The organism is Blastococcus saxobsidens (assembly GCF_002938435.1).
In the GTDB taxonomy this organism is placed as follows: domain Bacteria; phylum Actinomycetota; class Actinomycetes; order Mycobacteriales; family Geodermatophilaceae; genus Blastococcus; species Blastococcus saxobsidens.
The window spans coordinates 20,721-47,423 of the sequence record NZ_POQT01000037.1; the positions used below are offsets into that span (position 1 = coordinate 20,721).

A 26,703-nucleotide genomic window follows, 5' to 3' on the forward strand; every position below is an offset into this window, starting at 1 on the left:
CCGCGTGTCCGGTCCCGAGGTCCCTTCCCAGGTGTCCGCCGTCCCCCGGCGGATGCGGCAGCTGCTCGCTGTCCTGGCCGTGGTCGTCGTCGTCGTGATGGGCCTGGTGGCCCTGTCGCTGCCCTCGACGGAGAACACCGTCGTCAACTACGGCGTCGTGGACCAGGTCGCCATCGCCGGGCTCGGCCTCGTCCTCGGTGCCGGCCTGCTGTTCTTCGGGCGGTTCCGCGTGGACGCCGACGCCGAGGGTGTGCGGGTGCTCAACCTGGTCGTCCAGCACCACATCCCGTGGTCGGCGGTGCGGGCCGTGCGGTTCGACCGCAAGTCGGCCTGGGGCTCCCTGCTGCTGGAGAACGGCGACGAGGTCTCGCTGCTCGGCCTGCAGTCCTACGACAAGGAGCACGCGGTGCGCGCGGTCGAGGGGCTGCGGTCGTTGCGTGCGGCGGCCCGGGCGAACGACCCGGTCCGGCCTCCGCTGCTCTACGACGACTGAAGAAGGACCACCCTTCCCCCCACGCCTCGCACGCTCGGCGCGGGGCCCTGAAGGGTGGCCGTTCCATCACCTCACCACGCTCTGGGCGAGCCTCTGGACGGGGCCGTTCCAGCACGTCGCCGAGGGGGAATGCGCCGCCGGCCCCACGACGCTGTAGAGTGGGCGTGCCTCCCCGCTACATCGAGGCGCGCGAACCACCAGCGGCCCCGCCCCGGGCCGCTATCCAAGAGGAGCCCGCTCCCACCTGACGCCCTCCGGGGCGCCCAGGTCCCGGATCGCGAAGATCGGCCACCGGTCGGTCCTCGCGTGCGCACGCACCCTGACGGGTCGTGGGCCACCGGCGAGTGGGCCCCGTGAGCAGCTGCTCACGGGGCCTTCTGCCCGTCGGCGCCCGGGTGGGCCAGCGACTCCTCCCATGCTGCAGCAGAGGAGAGGCCATCACCGAGCCCCGCATCAACGACCGCATCCGCGTCCCCGAGGTCCGCCTGGTCGGTCCCGAGGGCGAGCAGGTCGGCATCGTGTCGATCGGCGAAGCACTGCGACTGGCCCAGGACTCCGAGCTCGACCTCGTCGAGGTCGCTCCCATGGCCCGGCCGCCGGTGTGCAAGCTCATGGATTACGGCAAGTTCAAGTACGAGGCCGCCCAGAAGGCGCGTGAGTCGCGGCGCAACCAGGCGCTCACCGTCATCAAGGAGATGCGGCTGCGCCTCAAGATCGACCCGCACGACTACGAGACCAAGAAGGGCCACGTCGAGCGCTTCCTCCGGGGCGGCGACAAGGTCAAGATCACCGTGATGTTCCGCGGCCGCGAGCAGTCGCGCCCGGAGATGGGCTACCGCCTCCTCCAGCGGCTGGCCGGCGACGTCAGCGAGCTGGGCGTCGTCGAGTCCAACCCGAAGCAGGACGGCCGGAACATGGTCATGGTGATCGCCCCGCACAAGAACGCACAGGCGCTGCAGCAGCAGGCACAGGCGGCCAAGGCCCGACCGGCCAAGGGCGAGCAGGCCGAGGAGCAGGCGCCCACCGCCTGAAAGAGGACCCCCTTCCCCCCACCGCTCGCGAGCTCGCGGTGGGCCCCTGAAGGGGGGCCGAAGACTGACGACAGACGAACAGGACGAGGGACATGCCGAAGCAGAAGACCCACAAGGGCACGGCGAAGCGCGTGCGCGTGACGGGTTCCGGGAAGCTCGTCCGCGAGCACACCAACAACCAGCACAAGTTCGAGGTCAAGTCCTCGGGTCGCAAGCGCCGCGTGAGCGGGATCGGCGTCCTGTCCAAGGCCGACGCGCCGCGGATGAAGAAGCTGCTCGGTCTCTGACCGCCCTTTACTGACGAGAAGACAGGAGCTCTCACGTGGCACGCGTGAAGCGGGCGGTCAACGCCCAGAAGAAGCGCCGGACGACCCTCGAGGCCGCCAGCGGCTACCGGGGACAGCGTTCGCGTCTGTACCGCAAGGCCAAGGAGCAGATCCTCCACTCCGCGACCTACAGCTACCGCGACCGCAAGGCGCGCAAGGGTGACTTCCGCAAGCTGTGGATCACCCGCATCAACGCGGCGGCTCGCCTCAACGACATGACCTACAACCGGTTCATGCAGGGCCTCAAGCTGGCCGGCATCGAGCTGGACCGCCGTGTCCTGGCCGAGCTCGCCGTGAACGAGCCGGCTGCCTTCGCCGCGCTCGTGGAGTCCGCCCGGGCCGCGCTCGCCGCGAACCCCGAGGCGACCGGCGCCCAGGCCGCCTGAGCCTGGACCTGCACCACCGCCCGACGCCGTCGGTGACGGTCCTCACGGGCCGGCACCGGCGGCGTCGGCGTCTGTCGGGCCGATCCCGGCGCACCGGGCTGCCGAGCGCGGCCACACCGCCGATCTCGCCGAGAAGGGGAACCGCATGGCCGAGCTGCTGACCGAGCGGTCCGGCCGGGTGGCCGCCGCCCGCAAGCTCACCCGTCGCAACGGGCGCGACGCCGCGGGGCTGTTCCTCGCCGAGGGACGTCAGGCCGTGGCCGAGGCGCTCGCCCGGCCGGACGGCGTCCGGGAGGTCTTCGCGACCGAGGTCGCCGCGGCCGCGCACCGCGACCTGCTGGCCGGCACCACGGTGCCGATCCGGTGGGTGACCGACAAGGCGGCCGCCGGCCTGTCGGAGACCGTCACCCCGCAGGGGCTGGTCGCCGTCTGCGAGCTGCGCGACGTATCCGCCGAGTCCCTGACGACGACGCCGCCGCCGCGGCTGTCGGTCGCCCTGGCCGAGCTCGCGGACCCGGGCAACGCCGGGACCGTGCTGCGCACCGCCGACGCCTGCGGCGCCGGCGCCGTGGTGTTCGGCGCCGGCTCGGCCGACCCGTACGGGGGCAAGGCCGTGCGGTCCAGCGCCGGCAGCCTCTTCCACGTCGACGTCGTCCGCGGTGCTCCGCTGGAGACGCTCCTGCCGGCGCTGCGGGCGGCCGGCGTCACCGTGCTGGCGGCCGACGGCGGGGGCGAGGTGGAGCTCCCCGCGCTCGTGGCCGACGGGCGGCTCGCCGGACCTGTCCTGTGGCTGTTCGGCAACGAGGCGCGCGGCGTGCCGGCGGAGCTCGCCGCCCTGGCCGACGCGCGGGTGCGGATCCCGATGCGCGGCCGCGCCGAGAGCCTCAACCTCGCGGCCGCCGCCGCCATCTGCCTCTACACCACCCAGCTCGCCCAGTAGAAGGACCCCGTCGCCCCCCACCACTCGCACGCTCGTGGCGGGCCCCTGCGACGGGGCCGCCCTCGCGCCTACAGCAACCCGGCGCGCTTCCAGAGCCGCTCGGACTGGCCGGCGATCAGGCCGACGTCGCGCAGGAACGACACGAGGCCGGCCGAGGCGTCCCGGAGCCTCGCGTTGTAGTGCTCGTTGCCCCGTGCTGCCGCCCGCGCCTCCTCGGGGTCGAGTCCCACAGCGGCGTACACCTGCGGCTGCACCAGGTTCTCCGCCACGATCGCGGCGCAGGCGGCCACCAGGGTCCGGTGCTTGCGGAGCTGCCAGGACGACAGCTCGGGCGTGCGCCGGGCGACCTCCTCGCGGGCGAAGCGCATGTGCCGCGCCTCCTCGACGACGTGGATCTGGCTGGTGGCCCGCGTGAGGGGCTGGACCCGCTCGTCCTTCATCAGGTCGCGCTGGAAGATGTCCAGGATCTCCTCGGCCACCAGGATCGCCGCGTAGGCGGCCGGGCCGTCGGCGCGGGCGGCGTACGCCTTGCCCAGCTTCAGCAGCGCCGGCGGCGGGCCGTAGGACGGCGCCCCGAAGGTCTGCGCGGTCCGCGCGAACATCACCGAGTGCCGGCACTCGTCGGCGATCTCGGTGAGCGCCCACTGCACGTGCGGCTGCGCCGGGTCGTCGCCGTAGATGTCGCGCAGCACGAGCTGCATGAGCAGGTGCTCGAACCAGATGCCGATGCCGGAGATCGAGCAGTACTCGTGGATGGTCAGCGTGACCCGCTCCGAGTGGTCCAGCCGGTCCCACAGCGGCGTGCCGTACAGCGTGGACCACTCCGGTGACAGACCGTAGAGGTCCTCGGGTACGGGGGCGCTCCAGTCGATGTCCACGACCGGGTCGTAGGACTTCTTGGCGGCGGAGCCGAGCAGGCGCGTGGACAGCGCCTGTCGGTCGACCGGTGCCTTGTTCGTCGCGCGGTTCGTGCCGGACGGAAGGATGGTGGTCATCGGCGGGCTCCCCAGGACGTCGTGGACGGCTGAACGGAAGGTAGCTGTTACCGTGAAACACATGCAACAGGTGGCCGGTGCCCCGGGCGTGTCCGGCACGCCCGACGCGCCGAAGGCCGCCCCCGACGGACGCCGGGCCCGCTGGACCGAGCACCGCCGTGCCCGCCGCGAGGACCTCGTCGACGCAGCCGTGGCCGCCGTCCGGGAGGTCGGTCCGGACTTCTCCGTCGACGACGTCGGCCGCAGCGCCGGGGTGTCCAAGACGGTCATCTACCGGTACTTCAGCGACAAGGACGAGCTGATCGACGCCGTCCTGGAGCGGATCTCGCGGGCCATCCTGCTGCCGCGGCTGCTCGGCGAGCTCGCCGTGGACCGGCGCGACGACCGCGAGCGCCTGCGCGCGGTCGTCGCCGCGTTCGTGGCGCTGATCGAGGACGAGCCGGCGCTCTACCGGTTCGCCTACGCCCAGACCGGCCGCGCGGGCCGGGCCGACCTGGTGGCGGCCACCGAGCACGCCGTCGCCACGGCGCTCGGTGGGCTGATCGCCGAGCGCCTGACGCAGGCCGGCCGCCCCGCAGAGGGCGCCATGACGTGGGCCTACGGCGTCGTCGGCATGGTGCAGCTCGCCGCGCACTGGTGGTCGGTCGCCCGCACCGTGCCCGCCGCCGACCTGGTCGACCAGCTCACCGCCCTGGCCGACGGCGGCCTGGGCACCTTGCTCCCACCGCGGAGCTGACCGAGGGGAGAGCCATGAGCGAGCACGAGGAGCCCGAGGGCTACGAGGGGCAGGCCGACGTCACGGTCGACGGCGTCACCCGTCCCGTCCGCGTCGCCCTGGGCGCGCGCTTCGACCCGCTCGCGGGCTCGGTGGTGTGGTCCGGCCGGGTCGCCCTCGAGGCCGCACCGCGCACCCGGCTGCGGATCGTCACCCCGCACGGCACGTCGGAGGCCGCGGCCACCGAGCGCGACCCGTGGGGCAACACCCGTGTCACCGGGGTCGGGCGCCCGCCGTTCCCGGTCGAGCTCCTGGACGAGACCGGCGGCGTGCCCACCCGCTGACGGTCAGCGGGCCGGCAGCCGCCCCGCGGCGCGATCGGCGGCGGCCAGCAGCCCGGCCACGTCGTCGGCGTCGGCCGGGAAGCAGCTGATGCCGGCCGAGGCGCCGACCACCACCGGGCAGCCGTCCACGACCACCGGCCCGCGCACCGCCTCCACCAGGCCGTCGCGCACCCGCTGGGCCTCGGGCCCGGCGGCCGCGGGGGTCAGCCCGGGCAGGACGACCACGAAGGAGTCCCGAGTCCAGCGCGCGACCAGGTCGCCGTGCCGCAGGCGGGCCCGCAGCCGCTCGGCCGCGGCGGCCATCAGGTCCTCGGCGGCGGCCGGCCCGTGCTGCGCCTCCACGGTGGCGACGTCGTCGACCGCGAGCACCACGAGCGCCACCGAGTGGCCGCCCGCCCGGGCGTTCCACAGCGACGTCTCGATCTGCTCCTGCAGGTACGCGCGGGTGGGCAGTCCGGTGAGCGGGTCGGTGACCGCCAGCTCCTGGATGCGCTGCAGGTAGGTCTGCGCGCGGTCCCGCTCCTGCTGGAGGGCCCGCTCCGCCTCGACGCGCTCGGTGACGTCCACCTGCACGCCGATGTACTGCACGACCGTGCCCGATTCGTCGGTCACCGGCGCCAGGTGCAGCTCGTTGTACCAGGGGTAGCGCTCGGCGCCCCGGTGGTTGAGCAGGACGACGCGGCACTCCTCGCCGGCGGCGACGGCGTCGCGGATGCGGGCCAGGGCGCCAGGGTCGGTGTCGGGGCCCTGCAGGAAGCGGCAGTTGCGGCCGAGCAGCTCCTCCCGGTCCAGACCGGCGAGGCGCTCGAAGGCGGGGTTGACGTAGACCAGGGGCTGGTCGGGCAGCCGGACGTCGACCAGGCACACCCCGCTGGGGGTGGCCTCGAGCGCGCGGCGGACGAGCACGTTGTCGCCGAGCAGCTCGGCGGCGTGCGGCGTCGCGGGCTGGTCGGACGCCGGCCGGGCGAGGCACGGCGTCGCGGCCGGTCCCGCGCCGGGGGCGACCCGCCCGATGAGGCTCCGGGCCGCCAGCACCGCGACGTCGCGGTCGTAGGTCAGCGCGTACTCGAACTCCCGCTCCAGGTCCGGTCCGGTGGTGCCCAGGTCCCTCGCCAGCAGGGCCACGCTGAAGTGCGGGGCGAGGACGACGACGTCCCACTCGCCGCGCACCGGGTCGGCGGGGGAGAGGTGGGCGCCGCGCAGCCCGGGGAGCGGCTCCACCGGCAGCCCCTCGCCGAGCGCGCAGACGAAGCCGGTGCGCTCGACCAGGTCGCGGTAGCGCTGGATGGTCGAGGGCGTGAAGTGCCGCGCCTCCTGGAAGGTCGCCGCCACCACGCAGGTCTCGCCCAGGCGCATCGCCTCCCGCTCCAGCTGCTTGCTCAGCTCGATCAGCAGGCTCTTCGGGGCTCGGCGCAACGGCGTGCCGGTGGGCAGGCACCCGAACGGCGAGTCCTGCGAGGAGCCGTCACCTGACTCGGGGGTCGGCGGTGGCAGCGCGCCGGCCGGCCGGTCGGTGCCGGGGACCGCGGACGGGCGGCCGAAGAGCCAGCCCTGCCCGAGGGTGGCGCCCAGGGCCTTCGCCATGGCCAGGTGCCGGTCGTCCTCGATGCCCTCGGCCAGCACGGCGGCGCCGGTGGCCTGGGCGTAGGCGTTGACCGCGTTCATGATCTGCGCGATGGCCGGACCGGGCCGCTCCTGCACCAGGCGGAGGTCGAGCTTGACCACGTCCGGGCGCAGCAGCGGCATGAACGCCAGGGACATCGGGTCGGCGCCGACGTCGTCCAGGGCGATGCCCCAGCCGAGCTCGCGCACCCGCGCGACCGTGCGTAGCAGCTCCGCGGGGCGGGCCGCCAGCGCGCGCTCGGTGATCTCCAGGACCACCCGCAGGGTGCCGGGCGCCGCCTCGGCGATGGCCAGCAGCTCGTCCAGCGGCGCGGTGTCGAGGACCTCGGGCTCGACGTTCACGAACAGCGCCAGGGGGGCGAGCACGCCGTGCCGGGTGGCGCCCTCGAACGCGGCGATGCGGCAGGCCTCGTCCAGCTCGGCCAGGAGCCCGGCCTCGCGGGCGGCGGCGAAGAGCAGGTCGGGGCGCTCCAGGGAGCTGCCCTGCGGGCCCCGGGCCAGCGCCTCGTGGGCGACGACGCGGCCGGTGTCGAGCTCCACGATGGGCTGGAACACGCTGCGCACCCCGCCGGGGCGCAGGGCCTGGGCGAGGGCGGGATCGGTCTGAGGGCGCACGGGGTCCACGACACGGGGATCGGCCGGCTGCGGGCGCGACCTCAGTGGAGCGGGCGGCTACCGCTCGAAAGGAGGAGGTCGCGAGCCGGCGGCCGCCGCCCCGGCCCGCGCACGCTCGTGATCAGGTCAGCTGGTCATCCCGGGTCCTGGCTCACGTTCGACGGTGAGCCAGGACCCGGAACGGTGAGCCAGGACGGCCGGTGCCGCGACCCGCGTGCGCCCTCCCGGCGGAACCCCGGCGCGGTCGGGACAAGGAGGCGGGCAGAATGGCCTCCCGTGTCTGGCGCCAACGATCCGTACGACCCGAAGCAGGTCGCCGCACTCTCCCAGGAGGCGCTGAGCTCCGCGCTCGCCGAGGGCGTCGCGGCCTTCGCGAACGCCGCCGACCTGGAGCAGCTCGCCGCCGTGCGCCCCGACCACCTCGGGGACCGGGCGCCCCTGCTGCTGGCCCGTCGCGAGCTGGGCGCCCTGCCGCCCGCGGCGCGCTCCGACGCCGGCAAGCGGCTCAACAGCGTGCTGGGCGACCTCAAGGCCTCCTACGCCACCCGGCTGGCCGAGCTGGAGGCCGAGCGCGACGCCCGGGTGCTGGCCGAGGAGCGGGTCGACGTCACGCTGCCGTGGGACCGCACCCCGCGCGGCGCCCGCCACCCGCTGACCACCCTCACCGACCGGATCGCCGACATCTTCGTCGGCATGGGCTACGAGGTGGCCGAGGGCCCGGAGGTGGAGGCCGAGTGGCTGAACTTCGACGCGCTCAACATCGGCCCCGACCACCCGTCGCGGTCGATGATGGACACCTTCTTCGTCGCGCCGGAGGACTCGGGCCTGGTGCTGCGCACGCACACCAGCCCGGTGCAGGCGCGCACCATGCTCGACCGGCAGCCCCCGATCTACGTCGTGGCGCCCGGCCGGGTCTACCGCACCGACGAGCTGGACGCGACGCACCTGCCGGTCTTCCACCAGGTCGAGGGCCTGGCCGTCGACGAGGGCCTGACCATGGCCCACCTGCGCGGCACGCTCGACCACCTGGCCCGCCAGCTGTTGGGCCCGGACGCCCGCACCCGGTGGCGGCCGCACTTCTTCCCCTTCACCGAGCCGTCGGCGGAGTTCGACGTCTGGTTCCCCGAGCACCGCGACGGGCCGCAGTGGGTCGAGTGGGGCGGCTGCGGAATGGTGAACCCGCGGGTGCTGCGCGCCTGCGGCATCGACCCCGACGTCTACTCCGGCTTCGCCTTCGGCATGGGCATCGAGCGGGCGCTGCAGTTCCGCTCCGCGGTCTCGGACATGCACGACATCGCCGAGGCCGACATCCGGTTCACCACCGCTTTCGGAGTCGAGCAGTGAACGGTTGGGGTCCGATGCCCGAGGTCACCCCCGTGCCCGCCGAAGGAGTCCAGCAGTGAAGGTCCCCGTCAGCTGGCTGTCCGAGCTCGTCGACCTCCCGGCGGGCATCACCGTCGAGCAGCTCGACGACGCCTTCGTCCGGCTGGGCTTCGAGGTCGAGGACGTCGTCCGCCCGCCGGTGACGACCGGCCCGCTCGTGGTCGCCCGGGTGCTGGAGATCGAGGAGCTGACCGGCTTCAAGAAGCCGATCCGCTACTGCCAGGTGGAGGTGGGGGAGGACGCCCCGCGCGGCATCGTCTGCGGCGCCCGCAACTTCGCCGTCGGAGACCTCGTGGTCGCCGCCCTCCCCGGCGCGGTCCTCCCCGGGGACTTCGCGATCGCCGCCCGGAAGACCTACGACCGCGTCTCCGACGGGATGATCTGCTCGGTTCGCGAGCTCGGCATCGGCGAGGACCACGCCGGCATCCTCGTGCTGGGCCGGGAGGGTTTCGAGCCGGGCACCCCGGCCGCCGACGTGCTGGGCCTGGACGACGTCGTCTTCGACCTCGAGGTGACCCCGGACCGCGGCTACGCCATGTCGATGCGCGGCATCGCCCGCGACCTCGCGGGCGTCCTGGGCGTCTCCTGGCGCGACCCGGCCGACCTGCCGCTGCCGGACTGGTCCGGCGCCCCGGCGTGGGACGTCACCGTCGCCGACCCCGATCGCTGCGACCGGTTCACGATGCTGGCGCTGGAAGGACTCGACCCCGCCGCGCCCAGCCCGTGGGCGCTGCGCCGGCGCCTGGCCCAGTGCGGCGTGCGCAGCATCTCGCTGGCCGTCGACGTCACGAACTACGTGATGCTCGAGCTCGGCCAGCCGATGCACGCCTTCGACCGGGACACCGTCCGCGGGTCCATCACGGTCCGTCGGGCGACGGCGGGGGAGCGGCTCACCACGCTCGACGGCGTCGACCGCGCGCTCACCGCCGACGACCTGCTGATCACCGACGGGTCGGGCCCCATCGGCATGGCCGGCGTCATGGGTGGCGCGTCCACCGAGATCGGCGACGCGACCACCGCGGTGCTGCTGGAGGCCGCGCACTGGGAGCAGACCGGGATCTCCCGCGGGGTCCGCCGGCACCGGCTGCCCAGCGAGGCCGGCAAGCGCTTCGAGCGCGGCACCGACGCCGAGGTCACCGTCGTGGCGCTGGCCCGCGCCGCCGCGCTGCTGGTCGAGCACGGCGGCGCCGCGGTGGCCGGCGCGCCGGTCGACGTCGACACCCGCGCGCCCCGCCCGGCCATCGCCCTGGACGCCGCACTGCCCGGCCGGATCGCCGGCGTCGGGTACACCCGCGAGCACGTGGTCGAGGTGCTGGCCGCCGTCGGCGCCGAGGTGGCCGGCGAGGGCGCCGCCCTGCGCGTCACCCCGCCGTCCTGGCGCGGCGACCTCCGCGAGCCGGCCGACCTGGTCGAGGAGGTGGTGCGGTTCCGCGGCTTCGACGAGATCCCCTCGATCCTGCCGACCGCCCCGCCCGGCCGCGGGCTCACCGAGCGGCAGCGCCGGCGGCGCAGCATCGGCCGCGCCCTGGCCGACGACGGCTACGTCGAGGCCCCGGCCTTCCCGTTCCTCGGCACCGCCCAGCTCGACGCGCTCGGCCTGCCCGACGACGACGAGCGGCGCCGGGTGACCACAGTGCGCAACCCGCTGTCGGAGGAGGCCCCGGCGTTGCGGACGACGCTGCTGCCCGGCCTGCTGGCGTCCCTGGCCCGCAACCTGGCGCGGGGGCAGCGCGATGTCGCCCTGTTCGAGCACGGCGCGGTCTTCCCCGGCGGGGAGCGCACCGCCGCCCCGCTGCCGGGGGTCGACCGCCGTCCCGACGACGCGACGCTGGCCGCCCTGCTGGGCGCGGTGCCGGCGCAGCCGTGGCACGTCGCCGTGGCGCTCACCGGTCAGCGCGAGCCGCGCGGCTGGTGGGGGCCCGGCCGTCCGGCGGAGTGGGCCGACGCGGTGCAGGCCGCACGCGTGGTGGCCGAGGCCGCCGGTGCGGAGCTGGCCGTGCGGGCCGGGGACCGGGCGCCGTGGCACCCCGGCCGGTGTGCCGAGCTGTTGGTCGGCGACCGGGTGATCGGCCACGCCGGTGAGCTGCACCCGAAGGTCTGCGAGACCCTCGGCCTGCCGCCGCGCACCTCGGTGATGGAGCTGGACGCCGACGCGCTGCCCGCGCCGACCGTGCCGCAGGCCCTGTCGATCTCCACGTTCCCGCCGGTGCTCATCGACCTCGCCCTGGTCGTCGCGGACGAGGTGCCGGCCGCCGACGTCGCCGACGCGCTGCGCGCCGGGGCGGGCGAGCTGCTGGAGTCGCTGCGGCTGTTCGACGTCTACACCGGCGTACCGGTGCCCGAGGGCTCCCGGTCGCTGGCCTACGCGCTCACGCTGCGCGCGCCGGACCGGACGCTGACCGGTGAGGAGGCGGCGGTCGTCCGGGAGGCCGCGGTGGCCATGGCCACCCTGCGGACCGGGGCGAGGCTCCGTGCCTGACGAAGGACCCCGTCCTCCCCGTCCTCCCCATCCTTCGCAGGCTCAGGGCGGGCCCCGGCACGGGGCCGCACTGTCGGGGGCGGTGGCGCTGGTGACCGGGGCCTCCACCGGCATCGGCCGGCACCTGGTCGAGGGGCTGGCCGCCCGCGGCATGGCCGTGGCCGGCCTCGCCCGGACCGAGGACCGGTTGCGGACGGCGATGGCCGAGGTGGCCGACGCCACCGGCGCCCGCACGCTGGCCGTGGCCGCCGACGTCACCGACCGCGCGTCGGTGGAGGCGGCCACCGCCCAGGTGGTGGCCGAGCTGGGCCAGGTCGACCTGCTGGTCAACAACGCCGGGCTCATCGACGAGTTCGAGGCGCCCGTCTGGGAGGCCGACGCCGACCAGTGGTGGGAGGTCGTGTCCAGCCACATCCGGGGCGCGCAGCTCACCATCCGGGCGCTGGTGCCGTGGATGGTGCTGCGCAACCGGGGCCGGGTGGTCAACATCGCCAGCGGCATGGGCACCAGGGGCGAGCCGGACTACTCGGCCTACTCGGTGGCCAAGACCGGGCTGATGCGGCTCACCGAGTCGCTGGCCGCCGCGTTGGAGGGCTCCGACGTGCGCGCCTTCGACGTCGCGCCCGGTGTCGTGGACACCCCGATGACCCGCTCGATGCACATGTGGCAGGGCTTCACGGACTGGACGCCGCCGGAGCGGGTCGTGGAGATCGTCGCGGCGATCGCCGCCGGTGAGCTCGACCAGTGGTCGGGCCGCTTCGTCCGCGCCGGCAAGGACGACCTCGACGTCCTGCGCTCGACCAGCCCGCAGGACGCCGCCCGGCAGCTGCGGCTGCGGCCCTACGGGGGCGCCGACCCGCTCGGCTGACCATTGCCCCTCGACGGGCCGGGTGCCACAGTCCGGTGGCATGGCGGCGTGGCGGGGGAGTCAGGCACTCGTCCTGCTCGCGCTGCTGCTCGTCGTCGTCGGCACGGCCCGGTACGGCCTCGAGGTGTGGCAGGACAGCGGCTCGTTCGTGCTAGCCCTGTTCGGCGTGCCCGCGCTGTGCGCGGTCGGTGCGCTGTGGGCCGAGCGGGCCGGGCGGTCGCTCCTGGCCACCACGGTCGTCGCAGCCCTCGGGCTGCTGTCGCTGGTGTGGTCCCTCCTCACCGGCCTGGGCCTGGGGCTGCTCTTCCTCCCGTCGTCGCTCCTGCTGCTCGGGGCGGCAGCGGTCTCCTGGACCGACCGCAGGCGCAACACCCCCCGGCCGGCAGGCGCCTGAGAAGCGGTCGAGCGGGTCAGGCGACCGTCGCGAACAGCGGTCCGGCGCCGGCGAGGTCCACCAGCCGGCGGATCGACGCGGAGGGGCGCCGCAGCTCCGGCAGGTGGCCCGACCGCCTGGCCGACTCGGTCTCGCGGACGACGAGCCGCAGACCGCGGGCGTCGAGGAACGTCGTCCCGGAGAGGTCCACCGCCACCGGTGCGCGACCGGTGCTGCGCTCCGTGGCGTCCCAGATCGCGACGACGGCGCTGTCCACCTCACCCCGCAGCCGGAGCACCGGGCCGGCCGCCTCGTCCACCAGCTCGATGTCGCCCAGCGGCTGGGCGACGGCGCTCGCATCGAAGATCTGCACGGTGGATTCCTCCCTGCCCGGCGACGTTCACCGGACAGCAGGGACTCTGCCTCTGGGTGCTGACAGTTTCGCGTCCCGTGACTGGACAGGACCTGGGAACGGCCGACAGCGGGAGCGCCGCCGGTGGGGCCGTCAGCTCCCCGGCCGGTCCAGCAGCTGCCGGACGTGCGCCAGCGCCGTCGCCAGCTCGGTGAACGAGGTGCTGAGGGGGGACAGGCCGATGCGCAGACCACGGGCGGGCCGGAAGTCGGGGATCACCCCGCGCGTCCACAGCTGCTCGACGACCGACCGCATCGCGTCGTGCTCGAGGGTCACGTGCGCACCCCGGCGCTCGGGGTCGCGGGGTGAGGCGACTCCCACGCCGCAGGGGGCGAGCACCTCGTCGGCCACGGCGACGGCGAACTCGGTGAGCAGGACGGACTTGGCGCGGACCGCCGGCATGCCCACCCGCTCGATCAACGCCAGCATGTCCTCGACGGGCAGCATGCCGACGATCGGCGGCGTGCCGCTGAGGAACCGGCGGATCCCGGCCGCGGGCACGTGGTCCGGGCCCATCGCGAACGGCTCGGCGTGCCCCATCCAGCCGGTGATCGGCTGCACCAGCTCCTCGTGCAGCCGCCGCGCCACGTAGCCGAACGCCTGTGCGCCCGGACCGCCGTTCAGGAACTTGTACCCGCAGCCGACGGCGAGGTCGACGTCCGCGGCGTCCAGCTGCACGTCCACCGCCCCCGCGGAGTGGCTGAGGTCCCAGAGCACCAGCGCGCCGGCCCGGTGCGCCGCCGTTGTGAAGGCCGGCAGGTCGGCGACGTACGCCGACCTGTAGGCCACGTGGCTGAGCAGCACCAGCGCCGTCCGGTCGCCGAGCAGCGCCGCCACCTCCTCCGGCTGCACCCCGGTCGCCGGGTCCGGTGAGATCCAGCGGATCGTGCGGCCGGTCTCGGCGGCGACCGCGGTCAGGATGAAACGGTCGGTGGGGAAGTTCTCGGTGTCGGCGACGATCTCGGTCCGGTCGGGGCGGGCGTCCACCGCGGCCCGGACCAGCTTGTAGAGCATCACCGTGGTGGAGTCGCCGACCACCGTCTGGCCCGGCGCCGCCCCGAGCACCACGCGGCCGATCGCGTCACCCACGGCCGTCGGGCGGTCCATCCAGCGCTCGTCCCAGGCGCGGATGAGCCGCTCGCCCCACTCCTCGTCCACGAACCGGGCGAGCCGGTCACGGGTGACCTTCAGCGGCCGGCCGAGCGAGTTGCCGTCCAGGTAGGCGACGACGCCGTCGGGCAGGACGAACTCCTCGCGGACGGCCGCCAGCGGGTCGCGCCGGTCCAGCTCGGCCGCCCGCTCCACGACCGGGGCGGGCAGGAGGTCGAGCACGGCAGGCCGGGACATGGGTTCCCTCGAGGTCGGCGACGGGCGCGGCGTCGCGGCCGGCCGGTGCGGTAGTACTACCGCATGAGCGACGCCGGGAACCGACCGGCCGCGGAGGTCGAGGACCGGTCGGTCCTCACGCTCCCGGCACCCCCGCCCGACGTCGTGCTCAGCTACGGGCCGGATCCCGACCACGTGGCCGACGTCCGGTTCCCCCGGGCGCCCCGGCCCGGCCGGCCGGTCGTGGTGGTGCTGCACGGCGGGTTCTGGCGCCCGCAGATCGACCGGATGAACGTCCGGCCGATGACCGCCGCGCTGGCCGAGGCCGGCTGGGCGACGGTCGCGCCGGAGTACCGCCGGGTGCCCGGCCGGCCGGACCTCACCGTGGAGGACGTGCAGGCAGCCGTCCGGGCGGTCGCCGTCGCGCCGGAGCTGGACCCCCTGCCCGACCGGCGGGTCGTGCTCGCCGGGCACTCCGCCGGGGGCCACCTCGCGCTGCTCGCCGCGACGACCCTGGGGCCGGACGCACCGCTCGGCATCCTGGGGCTCGCACCGGTGGCGGACCTCGGCGTGGCCGAGCAGCTCGGGCTGGGCGACGGCGCGGTCGGCGCGTTCCTCGGCCGGGACGCCGCCGCCCGTCCCGACCTGGATCCGGCCCGGCTGCCCGCACCCACCGGTGCCGTGCGGATCGTGCACGGGACGGCGGACGGCATCGTCCCGATCGAGGTCAGCGAGGCCTACCTGGTCCGGCACCCACACGGACGGCTGGTGGCGGTGCCGGGCGGGCACTTCGCCGTGATCGATCCGCGCACCGGCGCGTGGGCCGCCGTGCTGACCTCGCTCGATGAACTGGGGGTGGGCGCTGACCGGCGGTGAGCTCGTCGGCATGGCCGGTCATGGGTCGTGACCACGGGGCGGACGTCGCCGGCCTCACCGGCGCCCGCGGCCCGCTGGGGGGACGCGGTGCAGCACGCGCTCGCGGCGGCACGGCGCTCCCGTACCTTCTCAGGAAGTTCTGACGGCAGGTGCGTCTCCGCGCCGGTGGGGGCGTGGGTGCGATGGGCGAGGGTTCTCCGGGGCGGCCGGTGGTCGAGGAGCAGCTCCGGGACCTGGCGCTGCTGCGCGCCGCCGTCGAGGGCGGTCTGGACGGGATGGTCGTCGTCTCGGCCGACGGCGTCATGATCGCCTCGAACCGCAAGTTCCAGGAGATCTGGCCCATCCCCCCGGAGATCGTCGCCTCCGGTGACGACGACGCGGCGCTCGCCTCCGTGCTCGACAAGCTCGTGGATCCCGACTCCTTCCTGCCCCGGGTCCACGAGCTCTACGCCCAGGCCGCCGGGTCCGCACGTGACGAGCTGCTCCTGCTCGACGGCCGTGTCCTGGACCGCTACGGGACCGCGTTGCGCGGACCGCAGGGCGACTACATCGGATGGGCCTGGTACTTCCGCGACGTCACCGCGGATCGCGCCGCCGCGGTGGACGCCGAACGGCTCCGAGCCCTCGTCGCGGTGGCCCGGGCCCTCGCGGACGCGCGGTCGGAGCTGGACGTGCTCTCGGTGGTGAGCGGACGAGGTGCATCCGTGCTCGGCGCTCAGGGCGCGGCGCTGTGCCTCACGGAGCCGGACCGCGCCTCCGTGCGCATCCTGGGCACCACCTTCTTCGAGGAGGACCTGCGCGCCGACGTCGCCACCCTGCCGGCCGACGCCCCACTGCCGATCGTCCACGTCGCCGCGACCGGGGAGTCCCTGTTCCTGGCCGACCGTGCCGAGGGGTTGCGGCAGTTCCCCGGGGCCCTCGAGGTGTACGTCAGGGCCCGCACCGAGGCGACCGCCGCCGTCCCGCTGACCACGCACGGCACGGCCATCGGCGCGCTGGCCGTCGCATTCCAGGACCGCAAGTCGTGGCGGGAAGCGGACAAGGTGCTGATGTCGGCCCTGGCGGCGCTGACGGCGCTGGCGCTGGACCGGCTGGCCGCGCAGGGGGCGGAGCGGGAGGCCGTGCGGCACATCCGCCGGCTGTCCGAGACGTTGCAGCGCAGCCTGCTCACCGCGCTGCCGCAGTCCGGGCGGGTGCAGATCGCGGCCCGCTACCAGCCGGCCGCACGGGACGCGGAGGTCGGCGGTGACTGGTACGACGCGTTCTCCACGGCCGACGGGAGCACGAACCTGGTGGTCGGGGACGTGGCCGGGCACGACAGCACAGCGGCTGCCGCCATGGCCCAGGTCCGCAATGTGCTGCGTGGTGTCGCGCAGACGGTGCAGGCCTCACCGGCGGGGATCCTGTCCGCACTGGACGGCGCCCTGGATCGGCTCCGGATGACGACCTTGGCCACCGCGGTCCTCTGCCAGGTCCACCCCGTCCCCGAGGAACCGGACCGGAGCGCGCTGCGCCTGCGGTGGTCCAACGCCGGGCATCCACCGCCGCTGCTGCTGCATGCCGACGGTAGCTGTGAGCTGCTGGCCGACGGTCCCGCCGACGTGCTGCTCGGCGCGCACGTGGAAGGACGACGCACCGACCACGAGGTCGGCATGCCACCGGGCTCCACCCTGGTGCTCTACACGGACGGGCTGGTCGAACGGCGCAACAGGCTGCTGGACGACGGGATCGCCGCGCTCCGACGGGCGGCCGAGGAGCTGCACGGCCTGCCCGTCGAGGAGCTCTGCGACCGGCTGGTCGCCCGGCTCGGCGCGGAGGGGGAGGACGACGTCGTCCTGCTGGTGGCGCGCGTCGTCGGATAGCCCGGAACCGGAGTGAACGTTCATGCATGATCGTGTATGGTCATGCAGCGTGAGCACAGGGCAGACGTGGACGGTCGGGGTCACCGGCGCCACCGGGTACGCCGGGGGTGAGGTGTGCCGGCTGCTGGCCGGGCACCCGCAGCTCCGGCTGGCCGGGGTGCATGCCAACTCGAGCGCCGGTCGACGCCTGGGTGAGCTGCAGCCCCACCTGCTGCCCTTCGCCGACCTGACCGTGCAGGCCAGCGACGCGGCGAGCCTCGCCGGGTACGACGTCGTCGTCCTGGCCCTCCCGCACGGGGAGTCCGCGGCCATCGCCGACCAGCTGCCGGCCGAGACCCTGGTCATCGACTGCGGCGCCGACCACCGGCTGAACGACCCGGCCGCGTGGGCCCGCTGGTACGGGAGCGTGCACGCCGGCACCTGGCCCTACGGCCTGCCCGAGCTGCCCGGCCAGCGGGAGAAGCTGGTCGGCGCCACGCGGATCGCCGTCCCCGGCTGCTACCCGACCTCGGTCACCCTCGCGATGGCCCCGGCGCTGGCCGCCGGCCTCGTCGAGCCCGACGTCGTGGTCGTCGCCGCCAGCGGTACCTCCGGCGCGGGCAAGTCGCCCAAGGCGCACCTGCTCGGCAGCGAGGTCATGGGCTCCGCCAGCGCCTACGGCGTCGGCGGGGTGCACCGGCACACCCCCGAGATGATCCAGGGGCTGTCGCAGGCCGCCGGGGGACCGGTCGGCGTCAGCTTCACCCCGACCCTGGTGCCGATGAGCCGCGGCATCCTGGCCACCTGCTCGGCACCCCTGAAGCCCGGCATCGACGCCGAGGCGGCCCGCGCCGCCTACGCCGACGCTTACGCCGACGAGCCGTTCGTGCACCTGCTGCCCGAGGGCCAGTGGCCCACCACCGCGCAGGTGCTGGGCGCCAACACCGTCGCCCTCCAGGTCGCCGTCGACGCCGACGCCCACCGGCTGGTCGTCGTCGCCGCCGTCGACAACCTCACCAAGGGCACCGGGGGAGCGGCGGTCCAGTGCGCCAACCTCGCCCTCGGACTGCCCGAGACCACCGGTCTCCCGCTCGTAGGAGTAGCACCGTGACCGTCACCGCCCCGCAGGGGTTCTCCGCGGCCGGCGTCGCGGCCGGCCTCAAGTCCTCCGGCGACCCCGACGTCGCCGTCGTCCTCAACACCGGGCCGGACGACGCCGCGGCCGCCGTCTTCACCACCAACCGCTTCCCGGCCGCGCCCGTGCAGTGGAGCCGCCAGGTGCTGGCCGGGCAGCGGGCGCGCGCGGTGGTCCTCAACTCCGGCGGGGCCAACGCCTGCACCGGCCCGGAGGGCTTCCAGGACACCCACGCCACCGCCGAGCACGCCGCGGCCCAGTTGGACATCGGCGCGATCGACGTCGCCGTCGCGAGCACCGGCCTGATCGGCGTCCGGCTGCCCATGGACAAGCTCACGGCCGGTGTCACCGCCGCGGCGGCGGCCCTGAGCGCGGACGGCGGCGCCGACGCCGCACGCGCGATCATGACCACCGACTCGGTGCCGAAGACGACGGCGCAGCAGCGCCAGGGCTGGACCGTCGGAGGCATGGCCAAGGGCGCGGGCATGCTTGCCCCCAGCCTGGCCACGATGCTCGTGGTCCTCACCACCGACGCGACCGCCGACCCCGGGGTCCTGCAGCGGGCGCTGCGGACGGCCACCGCCGTCAGCTTCGAGCGGGTCGACTCCGACGGGTGCCTCTCCACCAACGACACGGTCGTCGTGCTGGCCAACGGGGCCTCCGGCGTCACCCCGTCCGAGGAGGAGCTGACCGAGGCCCTCACCGCGGCCGCGACCGACCTGGCCATGCAGCTGCTCGCCGACGCGGAGGGCTCCACGAAGGACATCGCGATCACCGTCCGCAACGCGGCCACGGTCACCGACGCCCTCACCGCCGGTCGCGCCTGCGCCCGCAACAACCTGCTCAAGACGGCGCTGTTCGGCAACGACCCCAACTGGGGCCGGGTGCTCGCGGCCATCGGCACGACCGACGCCGCGTTCGAGGCCGACCAGGTCGACGTCACGATCAACGGCGTGACCGTGTGCCGCGGCGGCGCGATCGGTGACCCGCGCGAGGGCGTGGACCTCAGCGGCCGGGCGATCACCATCGACGTCGACCTCCGGGCCGGCACCGAGCAGGCCACGATCTGGACCAACGACCTGTCCATCGCCTACGTGCACGAGAACTCGGCGTACTCGACATGAGCCAGCAGGACCCCACCCCGCCCGACGTGCGGATCGACGAGCCCGCCCCGCCGCCGCGGCTGCCGCGCACGGTCGGCACCCGGCGGGTCATGCGGAAGAACGACCCCGAGGGCGACGCCGCCAAGGTCGCCGTCCTCACCGGGGCGCTGCCGTGGCTCAAGGAGTTCCACGGCAACGTCGTCGTCATCAAGTACGGCGGTCATGCCATGGTCGACGACGAGTGCCGCCGCGCCTTCGCCGAGGACATGGTCTTCCTGCGGACCTGCGGCATCCTGCCCGTCGTCGTGCACGGCGGTGGGCCGCAGATCAGCGCCATGCTCGCGAAGCTCGGCATCGGCAGCGAGTTCCGCGGCGGCCTGCGGGTGACCACTCCCGAGACGATCGACGTCGTCCGCATGGTGCTCACCGGCCAGATCGGCCCTGACATCGTCGGCCTGATCAACCAGCACGGCCCGATGGCGGTGCACCTGTCGGGCGAGGACGGCGGGCTGTTCACCGCGCAGCGGACCACCGCCGTGGTGGACGGCGAGCCGGTGGACGTCGGGCTGGTCGGCGACGTGGTGGCGGTCGACACCACGCCGGTCACCGCGCTGCTGGAGGCCGGGCACATCCCGGTCGTCGCCAGCGTCGCGCCGGACGCGAACGGGGTCGTGCACAACGTGAACGCCGACACCGCCGCTGCCGCGCTGGCCGCCGCGCTCGGTGCGGTGAAGATGGTCGTCCTCACCGACGTCGAGGGCCTCTACGCCGACTGGCCCGACCGCGACTCCCTGGTGCAGCAGATCGACGCGACCGAGCTGGCCGCGATCCTGCCCACGCTCGACGCCGGGATGATCCCGAAGATGGCCGCCTGCCTGCGGGCGGTCGAGGGCGGGGTGAAGCGGGCGACCGTCGTCGACGGCCGGACGCCCCACGCCCTGCTGCTGGAGACGTTCACCACCGAGGGCACCGGGACGATGGTCGTCCCGGCGAAGGACCAGAAGGAGGGCACGGCATGACGACGCACACGGAGGAGCTGGCCCGCCGCTGGTCGGCCGTGATGATGAACAACTACAAGGCGCCGCCGGTCGCCCTCGCCTCCGGTGCCGGTGCCACCGTCACCGACGTCGACGGCCGCGAGTACGTCGACCTGCTCGGCGGCATCGCGACGACGATCCTCGGCCACGCGCACCCGAAGGTCCTCGAGGCGATCACCACCCAGGCGGCCACGCTGGGGCACGTCTCCAACCTGGCCATGCACGAGCCGGGCATCACGCTGGCCGAGCGGCTGCTCGACCTCGCGGGCCGGCCCGGGCGGGTCTTCTTCTGCAACTCCGGCGCCGAGGCCAACGAGGCCGCGTTCAAGCTGAGCCGGCTCACCGGCCGCCCGCAGGTGATCACCGCCGAGGGCGCCTTCCACGGGCGCACCATGGGCGCGCTGGCGCTCACCGGCCAGCCCGCCAAGGCGGCCGCGTTCGCCCCGCTGCCCGGCGGGGTCTCCTACGTGCCCTACGGCGACGTCGAGGCGCTGACCGGCGCGGTGGGGGAGAGCACCGCGATGGTGCTGCTGGAGCCGATGCTGGGCGAGGGCGGCGTGCTGCCCGCCCCGGCCGGCTACCTGCCCGCCGCCGCGAACGCCGCCTCCGCCGCCGGCGCGTTGTTCGCCGTCGACGAGGTGCAGACCGGCATCGGCCGCACCGGCCACTGGTTCGCCCACCACGCCGACGGGCTGCACCCCGACGTCGTCACCCTGGCCAAGGCGCTCGGTGGCGGGCTGCCCATCGGCGCCATGCTGGCCTTCGGCGACGCCGCCGACCTGCTGACCGCCGGCTCGCACGGCTCCACCTTCGGTGGCAACCCGATCGCCGCGGCCGCCGCGCTCGCGGTGCTGGACACCATCCGCGACGAGGGCCTGCTGGAGCGCGCCAAGGAGCTCGAGCACCGGTTCACCACCGGCATCGAGGCGCTCGGCCACGCCGGCATCCGCGGCGTCCGGGGGAGGGGTGCGCTGCTCGGCGTCGTCCTCACCGCCGACGTCGCCGCGGAGGTGGAGACCCAGCTGCGGACCGCCGGTTTCCTCACCAACGCGGTCGCACCCGGCGTGCTGCGGCTCGCCCCGCCCCTCGTCCTCACCGACGCCCAGGTCGACGCGTTCGTCGCGGCCCTGCCTGCGGCCCTCGACACCGCACTGGAGAACGGCTCGTGACCCGGCACTTCCTCAAGGACGACGACCTCAGCCCGGCCGAGCAGGCCGAGGTGCTGGCGCTGGCCGCCTCGCTCAAGGCGAGCCGGCACACCGCGGAGGCGCCCACCCCGCTGCGCGCGGCGAACGGCGCCCCGCTCGGCGTCGCCGTCCTGTTCGACAAGCCCTCGACTCGTACCCGGGTGTCCTTCTCGGTGGGCGTGGCCGAGCTCGGCGGCTACCCGCTGGTCGTCGACGCCGGCACCAGCCAGCTGGGCCGAGGCGAGTCGGTCGAGGACACCACCCGGGTCCTGGACCGCCAGGTCGCCGCGATCGTCTGGCGAACCTTCGGGCAGGAGCGCATCGACGCCATGGCCGCGGTCAGCCGCGTCCCGGTCATCAACGCGCTCACCGACGAGTACCACCCCTGCCAGATCCTCGCGGACCTGCAGACGGTGATCGAGCACAAGGGCTCGCTGGCCGGCCGCTCGATGACCTACCTCGGCGACGGCGCCAACAACATGGCCCACTCCTACCTGCTGGGGGGCGCGACCGCCGGCATGCACGTGCGGATCGGCTCGCCGGAGACCTTCCAGCCCGACCCCGCGGTGCTCGAGCGGGCCGCGGCGATCGCCGCGGAGACCGGTGGCTCGGTCGGCTGGACCGCCGACGCCGACGCGGCCGCCGACGGCGCGGACGTCCTGGTCACCGACACCTGGGTGTCGATGGGCCAGGAGGACGAGTACGACGCCCGCGTGGCGCCGTTCCTGCCGTACGCGCTCGACGAGGGGGTGCTGGGCCGGGCCGCCGACGACGCCGTCGTCCTGCACTGCCTGCCCGCCTACCGCGGCAAGGAGATCGCCGCCGGGGTCATCGACGGGCCGCAGAGCGTCGTGTGGGACGAGGCGGAGAACCGCCTGCACGCCCAGAAGGCAGTGCTCATCTGGCTGCTGGAGAAGAACGCGTGACCGCCACCGGCCGCACGTGCCGGCTCCGACGACCCCGGGAGGGATCGTGACCTCCGCGCTGACCCGCTCGGCCCGCCAGGCGCGGGTCCGGGAGCTCATCGAGGCCCAGCCGGTCACCTCCCAGACCCAGCTGGCCGCGCTGCTGGCCGGGTCCGGCATCGAGGTCACCCAGGCGACGCTGTCCCGGGACCTCGAGGAGCTCGGCGCGGTGAAGATGCGCGGCTCCGACGGCGCGCCGGCGTCCTACGTGCTGCCGCCGGAGAACGCCCCGCTCCGCCCGGCGCAGACCGCCCCCGCGCGGCTCACCCGCCTGCTGGCCGACCTGCTCACCAGCGCCGAGGGCAGCGCCAACCTCGCGGTGCTGCGCACCCCGCCGGGCGCGGCCCAGTTCCTGGCCTCGGCGCTGGACAAGGTCGGCCTCCCCGACGTCCTGGGCACGATCGCGGGGGACGACACTCTGCTGGTCGTCTCGCGACAGCCCGACGGCGGTGCGGCGCTGGCCGACCGGTTGCGGTCGCTCGCGCAGCGCACCCCCGCCGTCTACCCCGAACTGAGCGCCGACCTGGAAGAGGACCCCGGCACGTGAGCACCGCACCTGGATCGCAGACCCGCCTCTGGGGTGGCCGCTTCGGCGGCGGTCCGTCGCCGGCGATGGCCGCCCTGTCGAAGTCCACCCACTTCGACTGGCAGCTCGCGCCCTTCGACCTGGCCGGGTCCCGCGCCCACGCCCGCGTGCTGCACCGCGCCGGGCTGCTGGCCGACGACGAGCTGGAGCAGATGCTCGGCGCGCTGCGCGAGCTCTCCACGGAGGTCGAGGCCGGCACGTTCCTGCCGATCGAGAGCGACGAGGACGTGCACGAGGCGCTCGAGCGCGGCCTCACCGAGAAGCTCGGCGGGCTCGGCGGGAAGCTGCGCGCCGGCCGCAGCCGCAACGACCAGATCGCCACCGACCTCCGGCTCTACCTGCGCCACCACGTGCGCACGCTGGTCGGCGAGCTCTCCTCCCTGGAGTTCGCGCTGCTCGGTCTGGCCGAGCGCTACCAGGACGTGGCCGCGCCGGGCATGACCCACCTGCAGCACGCCCAGCCGGTGCTCATCGCCCACCAGCTCCTGGCGCACGCCCACTCGATCGCCCGCGACGTCGACCGGTTGCGCGACTGGGACGCGCGGGCCGCCGTCAGCCCCTACGGCTCCGGCGCGCTGGCCGGCTCCTCGCTGCCGCTGGACCCCGACGCGGTCGCCGCCGAGCTCGGGTTCGACCGGTCGTGCGAGAACTCGATCGACGGTGTCAGCGACCGCGACTTCGCCGCGGAGTTCTGCTTCGTCGCCGCTCTCCTCGGCGTCCACCTGTCCCGGCTGGGGGAGGAGGTCGTGCTCTGGACGTCGACCGAGTTCGGCTGGGCGCGCCTGGACGACGCCTGGGCCACCGGTTCGTCGATCATGCCGCAGAAGAAGAATCCCGACATCGCCGAGCTGGCCCGTGGCAAGTCGGGCCGGTTCGTGGGCAATCTGACCGGCATCCTCACGATGCTCAAGGGCCTGCCGCTGGCCTACGACCGCGACCTGCAGGAGGACAAGGAGCCGGTCTTCGACTCCATGGAGCAGCTGCTCCTGCTGCTGCCCGCGGTCACCGGGATGATGGCCACCCTGACGCTGCGCCCGGAGGTGCTCGAGGCCGCCGCTCCCCAGGGCTTCGCGCTGGCCACCGACGTGGCCGAGTGGCTGGTTCGCCAGGGCGTGCCGTTCCGGTCGGCGCACGAGATCAGCGGTGCGATGGTCGCCTTCTGCGAGGAGGCCGGGCTCGAGCTCGACCAGCTCGACGACGACCAGCTCGCCGGCATCGACGAGCGCCTGACGCCGGACGTGCGGTCGGTGCTGTCGGTCAGCGGCGCGCTGGCGGCCCGCAGCACCCGCGGGGGGACGGCGCCGGCGCGGGTGGCCGAGCAGATGGACGGGCTCAAGGCACTGGCCACCGAGCACGCCGACTGGGCCACGTCGTCGCCGGTGGCGCCGGCGCTCTGAGCATGTCGGTTCCTCCCCGGCCCGAGCCGGGTCCCCTCGTGTCCGAGCGGGACCTGCTCGGGCCGGTCGACGTCGTGGCGCGGTCGTTGCTCGGCTGCTGGGTGGTGGCCGACCGCCCGGAGGGCACGGTGGCGCTGCGCCTGACCGAGGTCGAGGCGTACTCCGGTTCCGGAATCGACCCCGCGGCCCACTCGCACCGGGGCCCCACGCCCCGGGCGGCCATCATGTTCGGCCCGCCCGGGCGTCTCTACGTGTACTTCTCCTACGGCGTGCACTGGTGCGCCAACGTCGTCGTGGGGCCGGACGGCCACGGCGAGGCGGTCCTGATGCGGGCCGGGGAGGTCGTCGTGGGGGAGGAGCTCGCCCGTGCCCGCCGCCCGGCCGCGCGCACGCCGCGCGACCTGGCCGGCGGCCCCGCACGACTCACCCAGGCGCTGGGCATCGGGCGCGCCGACCTCGGCACCGACCTGCTGCACCCGTCGTCGTCCGTGCGGCTCCACCGGGGGACGCCACCCTCGGCCGTCTCGGCCGGGCCCCGGGTGGGGATCAGCGTGGCGACGGAGCTGCCGTGGCGGTTCTGGGAGTCCGACGCCCCGTCGGTGAGCGGCTTCCGGGCGGGTGGCAAGCCCCGTCGCAAGCGGCCCGGGCAGGATGGACTCCCGTGACCACGTCTTCCGCCTCCGGAGTCATCGACGAGCTGCACCGGCGCGGGCTGATCGCCCAGAGCACCGACGAGGCCGCGCTGCGGGCCCACCTCGCCGAGGGGCCGGTCGCCTTCTACTGCGGGGTGGACCCCACCGCGCCGAGCCTGCACGTCGGGCACCTCGTGCAGTACATGGTCATGCGGGCCCTGCAGCGCGCCGGCCACCAGCCCGTCGTCCTCGTCGGCGGCGCGACGGGTCTGATCGGCGACCCGCGGCCGACGGCCGAGCGGCAGCTGAACGACCCCGAGGTCGTGGCCGGCTGGGTGGCGAGCATCCGCAAGCAGGTGGCGCCGCTGCTCGAGCTGCCCGCGGAGGCAGACGGTCTGAAGGGGCCGATCTACGTCGACAACCTCGACTGGACCGGGCCCCTCTCGGCCATCGACTTCCTCCGCGACATCGGCAAGCACTTCCGCGTCAGCCAGATGCTGGCCAAGGAGGCGGTGTCGGCCCGGCTGAACTCCGAGGCCGGGATCAGCTACACCGAGTTCAGCTACCAGATCCTGCAGGCCAACGACTTCCGCGAGCTGCACCGCCGGCACGGCGTGACGCTGCAGACCGGCGGCTCGGACCAGTGGGGCAACCTGACCGCCGGCATCGACCTCGTCCGGCGGACGTCGGGGGCGAAGGTGCACGCCCTCTCCACTCCGCTGGTGACCAAGTCCGACGGGACCAAGTTCGGCAAGACCGAGGGCGGCGCCGTCTGGCTGGACCCGGAACTCACCTCGCCGTACGCCTTCTTCCAGTTCTGGCTCAACGCCGACGACGCCGACGCCCGGGCCTGGCTGCCGCTGTACTCCGAGCGCCCGGCCGAGGAGCTGGCGGCCCTGATCACGGAGAGCCTCGAGCGCCCGGCGGCGCGGACCGCCCAGCGGGCGCTCGCCGAGGAGCTCACCCTGCTCGTGCACGGTCCCGACCAGCTCCGCCAGGCCGAGGCGGCCGGCCGGGCGCTGTTCGGTCGGGAGGACCTCGCGACGCTGGACGCCGGCACCCTCGGCTCCGCGCTCCAGGAGGCCGGCAGCATCACCGTCGACGGCGACGTCCCCACGGTGGCGCAGCTGCTGCAGCAGACCGGCCTGGTGGGTTCGCTGTCGGACGCGCGGCGCACGGTGAAGGAGGGCGGCGCCTACCTCAACAACGAGCGGGTCACGGACGCCGACCTGGTCCCCGGGGAGGACGCCTGGCTGCCCGGCGGCTGGCTCGTCCTGCGCCGTGGACGGCGCTCCATCGCCGGGGTCCGCAGGGGCTCCTGAGGCCTCCGACCCCGGCCCCGGAGGGCGTGTCGGGCGTCACCGACCCCCGGGTTTGACCCGGCCGACACCTCCGTGTAACTTTCTCTTTGCGCCGCGCGGCCCGGAAGGGCCGCCGGACCAGACCCCGCTGGACGGGCATCTGGAAACCGGCGTAGAGTTGGACATCCAGCCAGGGACGGAGCCCGGAAGGGTCGAGTTTCTGCGCGTCCGCTCCTTGAGAACTCAACAGCGTGCCGAAAGTCAGTGCCAAGTAATACCCCGTGCCGCGGCTCGTGCAGTCGTGGCAGGGATTCCTTTGGTTGATTGATATCGC

Annotated in this window: 26 protein-coding genes; 22 read left to right on the top strand and 4 right to left on the bottom strand. The window is 74.5% G+C overall.

Annotation, left to right across the window (positions count from 1 at the left end; translation table 11 throughout):
* The first annotated feature begins 4 nt into the window (after window positions 1-4).
* The 5 genes from C5507_RS18295 (at window position 5) to C5507_RS18315 (ending at window position 3,176) form a co-directional block, all read left to right on the top strand.
* A complete protein-coding gene (locus tag C5507_RS18295; protein ID WP_242611007.1) occupies window positions 5-493 on the top strand; it encodes a PH domain-containing protein in 489 nt (162 codons plus the stop codon).
* Between the two features lie 353 nt (window positions 494-846).
* Window positions 847-1,524 (top strand): translation initiation factor IF-3, encoded by a 678-nt coding sequence (gene infC / locus C5507_RS18300; protein ID WP_242611008.1) that lies wholly within the window; start codon window positions 847-849, stop codon window positions 1,522-1,524.
* 92 nt (window positions 1,525-1,616) lie between these two features.
* Entirely contained in the window at window positions 1,617-1,811 is a 195-nt protein-coding gene (rpmI, locus tag C5507_RS18305; protein WP_104525481.1) for a 50S ribosomal protein L35, read from the top strand.
* A gap of 35 nt (window positions 1,812-1,846) precedes the next feature.
* Complete coding sequence (gene rplT / locus C5507_RS18310) at window positions 1,847-2,236, top strand: 50S ribosomal protein L20 (protein ID WP_104529940.1); 390 nt, start codon at window positions 1,847-1,849, stop codon at window positions 2,234-2,236.
* Between the two features lie 145 nt (window positions 2,237-2,381).
* Entirely contained in the window at window positions 2,382-3,176 is a 795-nt protein-coding gene (locus tag C5507_RS18315) for a TrmH family RNA methyltransferase (protein ID WP_104529941.1), read from the top strand.
* 68 nt (window positions 3,177-3,244) lie between these two features.
* Here the strand turns inward: C5507_RS18315 and C5507_RS18320 are convergent, their stop codons facing one another.
* Complete coding sequence (locus tag C5507_RS18320) at window positions 3,245-4,171, bottom strand: AurF N-oxygenase family protein (protein ID WP_104529942.1); 927 nt, start codon at window positions 4,169-4,171, stop codon at window positions 3,245-3,247.
* Window positions 4,172-4,232: 61 nt separating this feature from the next.
* Between C5507_RS18320 and C5507_RS18325 the strand changes: the two genes are divergently transcribed.
* A complete protein-coding gene (locus tag C5507_RS18325) occupies window positions 4,233-4,907 on the top strand; it encodes a TetR/AcrR family transcriptional regulator (RefSeq protein ID WP_158657643.1) in 675 nt (224 codons plus the stop codon).
* Between the two features lie 14 nt (window positions 4,908-4,921).
* Window positions 4,922-5,230 (top strand): DUF4873 domain-containing protein, encoded by a 309-nt coding sequence (locus C5507_RS18330; protein ID WP_104529944.1) that lies wholly within the window; start codon window positions 4,922-4,924, stop codon window positions 5,228-5,230.
* A gap of 3 nt (window positions 5,231-5,233) precedes the next feature.
* Here C5507_RS18330 and C5507_RS18335 read toward each other — a convergent pair whose 3' ends face one another.
* Complete coding sequence (locus C5507_RS18335) at window positions 5,234-7,468, bottom strand: EAL domain-containing protein (protein ID WP_104529966.1); 2,235 nt, start codon at window positions 7,466-7,468, stop codon at window positions 5,234-5,236.
* Window positions 7,469-7,744: 276 nt separating this feature from the next.
* Here C5507_RS18335 and pheS point away from each other — a divergent pair, with 276 nt between their 5' ends.
* The 4 genes from pheS to C5507_RS18355 all read left to right on the top strand — a co-directional run bounded on the left by pheS (window position 7,745) and on the right by C5507_RS18355 (window position 12,592).
* The gene (gene pheS, locus C5507_RS18340) at window positions 7,745-8,812 is read left to right on the top strand and encodes a phenylalanine--tRNA ligase subunit alpha (RefSeq protein WP_104529945.1); all 1,068 of its coding nucleotides are present in this window, start codon (window positions 7,745-7,747) and stop codon (window positions 8,810-8,812) included.
* Between the two features lie 55 nt (window positions 8,813-8,867).
* Window positions 8,868-11,330: a phenylalanine--tRNA ligase subunit beta gene (gene pheT / locus C5507_RS18345; RefSeq protein ID WP_104529946.1), complete on the top strand. Its 2,463-nt coding sequence runs from the start codon at window positions 8,868-8,870 to the stop codon at window positions 11,328-11,330.
* Between the two features lie 82 nt (window positions 11,331-11,412).
* Window positions 11,413-12,198 carry an SDR family NAD(P)-dependent oxidoreductase gene (locus C5507_RS18350; RefSeq protein ID WP_249027835.1) on the top strand — a complete coding sequence of 262 codons (786 nt, stop codon included), beginning with the start codon at window positions 11,413-11,415 and terminating at the stop codon, window positions 12,196-12,198.
* 40 nt (window positions 12,199-12,238) lie between these two features.
* Window positions 12,239-12,592 carry a hypothetical protein gene (locus tag C5507_RS18355; RefSeq protein ID WP_104529947.1) on the top strand — a complete coding sequence of 118 codons (354 nt, stop codon included), beginning with the start codon at window positions 12,239-12,241 and terminating at the stop codon, window positions 12,590-12,592.
* Between the two features lie 16 nt (window positions 12,593-12,608).
* Here C5507_RS18355 and C5507_RS18360 read toward each other — a convergent pair whose 3' ends face one another.
* Together C5507_RS18360 and C5507_RS18365 are read right to left on the bottom strand one after the other, a co-directional pair.
* On the bottom strand, window positions 12,609-12,944 hold the full coding sequence (locus C5507_RS18360; RefSeq protein ID WP_104529948.1) for an STAS domain-containing protein: 336 nt from the start codon (window positions 12,942-12,944) through the stop codon (window positions 12,609-12,611).
* A gap of 132 nt (window positions 12,945-13,076) precedes the next feature.
* Window positions 13,077-14,330: a kynureninase gene (locus tag C5507_RS18365; protein ID WP_104529949.1), complete on the bottom strand. Its 1,254-nt coding sequence runs from the start codon at window positions 14,328-14,330 to the stop codon at window positions 13,077-13,079.
* Between the two features lie 63 nt (window positions 14,331-14,393).
* On the opposite strand from C5507_RS18365, the gene C5507_RS18370 reads away from it, so the two are divergent.
* The 11 genes from C5507_RS18370 to tyrS all read left to right on the top strand — a co-directional run bounded on the left by C5507_RS18370 (window position 14,394) and on the right by tyrS (window position 26,390).
* Complete coding sequence (locus C5507_RS18370; protein ID WP_104529950.1) at window positions 14,394-15,185, top strand: alpha/beta hydrolase; 792 nt, start codon at window positions 14,394-14,396, stop codon at window positions 15,183-15,185.
* Between the two features lie 182 nt (window positions 15,186-15,367).
* Window positions 15,368-17,047 (top strand): SpoIIE family protein phosphatase, encoded by a 1,680-nt coding sequence (locus C5507_RS18375; protein ID WP_130504187.1) that lies wholly within the window; start codon window positions 15,368-15,370, stop codon window positions 17,045-17,047.
* A 49-nt stretch (window positions 17,048-17,096) separates the two neighbouring features.
* Window positions 17,097-18,137, top strand: coding sequence for an N-acetyl-gamma-glutamyl-phosphate reductase (gene argC / locus C5507_RS18380; RefSeq protein WP_242611010.1), 1,041 nt, complete (start codon window positions 17,097-17,099; stop codon window positions 18,135-18,137).
* On the top strand, window positions 18,134-19,285 hold the full coding sequence (gene argJ / locus C5507_RS18385) for a bifunctional glutamate N-acetyltransferase/amino-acid acetyltransferase ArgJ (RefSeq protein WP_104529953.1): 1,152 nt from the start codon (window positions 18,134-18,136) through the stop codon (window positions 19,283-19,285). Before argC ends, argJ begins: the two co-directional genes overlap by 4 nt.
* Complete coding sequence (gene argB, locus C5507_RS18390) at window positions 19,282-20,283, top strand: acetylglutamate kinase (protein WP_207225690.1); 1,002 nt, start codon at window positions 19,282-19,284, stop codon at window positions 20,281-20,283. Before argJ ends, argB begins: the two co-directional genes overlap by 4 nt.
* Window positions 20,280-21,470, top strand: coding sequence for an acetylornithine transaminase (locus C5507_RS18395; RefSeq protein WP_104529954.1), 1,191 nt, complete (start codon window positions 20,280-20,282; stop codon window positions 21,468-21,470). Before argB ends, C5507_RS18395 begins: the two co-directional genes overlap by 4 nt.
* Window positions 21,467-22,414 (top strand): ornithine carbamoyltransferase, encoded by a 948-nt coding sequence (gene argF / locus C5507_RS18400; RefSeq protein ID WP_104529955.1) that lies wholly within the window; start codon window positions 21,467-21,469, stop codon window positions 22,412-22,414. Before C5507_RS18395 ends, argF begins: the two co-directional genes overlap by 4 nt.
* A gap of 46 nt (window positions 22,415-22,460) precedes the next feature.
* On the top strand, window positions 22,461-23,000 hold the full coding sequence (locus C5507_RS18405; protein WP_104529956.1) for an arginine repressor: 540 nt from the start codon (window positions 22,461-22,463) through the stop codon (window positions 22,998-23,000).
* Window positions 22,997-24,436, top strand: coding sequence for an argininosuccinate lyase (argH, locus tag C5507_RS18410; RefSeq protein WP_104529957.1), 1,440 nt, complete (start codon window positions 22,997-22,999; stop codon window positions 24,434-24,436). The genes C5507_RS18405 and argH overlap by 4 nt, the downstream gene beginning before the upstream one ends.
* Before the next feature lie 38 nt (window positions 24,437-24,474).
* Entirely contained in the window at window positions 24,475-25,101 is a 627-nt protein-coding gene (locus C5507_RS18415) for a DNA-3-methyladenine glycosylase (RefSeq protein WP_242611011.1), read from the top strand.
* Window positions 25,098-26,390: a tyrosine--tRNA ligase gene (gene tyrS, locus C5507_RS18420; protein ID WP_104529959.1), complete on the top strand. Its 1,293-nt coding sequence runs from the start codon at window positions 25,098-25,100 to the stop codon at window positions 26,388-26,390. The genes C5507_RS18415 and tyrS overlap by 4 nt, the downstream gene beginning before the upstream one ends.
* Window positions 26,391-26,703: the final 313 nt, after the last annotated feature.

Coding starts and splice junctions, on each gene's coding strand:
- argB (WP_207225690.1), top strand. CDS start 19,282: ATGAGCCAGCAGGACCCCACCCCGCCCGACGTGCGGATCGACGAGCCC.
- rpmI (WP_104525481.1), top strand. CDS start 1,617: ATGCCGAAGCAGAAGACCCACAAGGGCACGGCGAAGCGCGTGCGCGTG.
- C5507_RS18365 (WP_104529949.1), bottom strand. CDS start 14,330: ATGTCCCGGCCTGCCGTGCTCGACCTCCTGCCCGCCCCGGTCGTGGAG.
- C5507_RS18355 (WP_104529947.1), top strand. CDS start 12,239: ATGGCGGCGTGGCGGGGGAGTCAGGCACTCGTCCTGCTCGCGCTGCTG.
- C5507_RS18375 (WP_130504187.1), top strand. CDS start 15,368: ATGGGCGAGGGTTCTCCGGGGCGGCCGGTGGTCGAGGAGCAGCTCCGG.
- C5507_RS18315 (WP_104529941.1), top strand. CDS start 2,382: ATGGCCGAGCTGCTGACCGAGCGGTCCGGCCGGGTGGCCGCCGCCCGC.
- C5507_RS18395 (WP_104529954.1), top strand. CDS start 20,280: ATGACGACGCACACGGAGGAGCTGGCCCGCCGCTGGTCGGCCGTGATG.
- C5507_RS18325 (WP_158657643.1), top strand. CDS start 4,233: ATGCAACAGGTGGCCGGTGCCCCGGGCGTGTCCGGCACGCCCGACGCG.
- C5507_RS18370 (WP_104529950.1), top strand. CDS start 14,394: ATGAGCGACGCCGGGAACCGACCGGCCGCGGAGGTCGAGGACCGGTCG.
- C5507_RS18320 (WP_104529942.1), bottom strand. CDS start 4,171: ATGACCACCATCCTTCCGTCCGGCACGAACCGCGCGACGAACAAGGCA.
- C5507_RS18330 (WP_104529944.1), top strand. CDS start 4,922: ATGAGCGAGCACGAGGAGCCCGAGGGCTACGAGGGGCAGGCCGACGTC.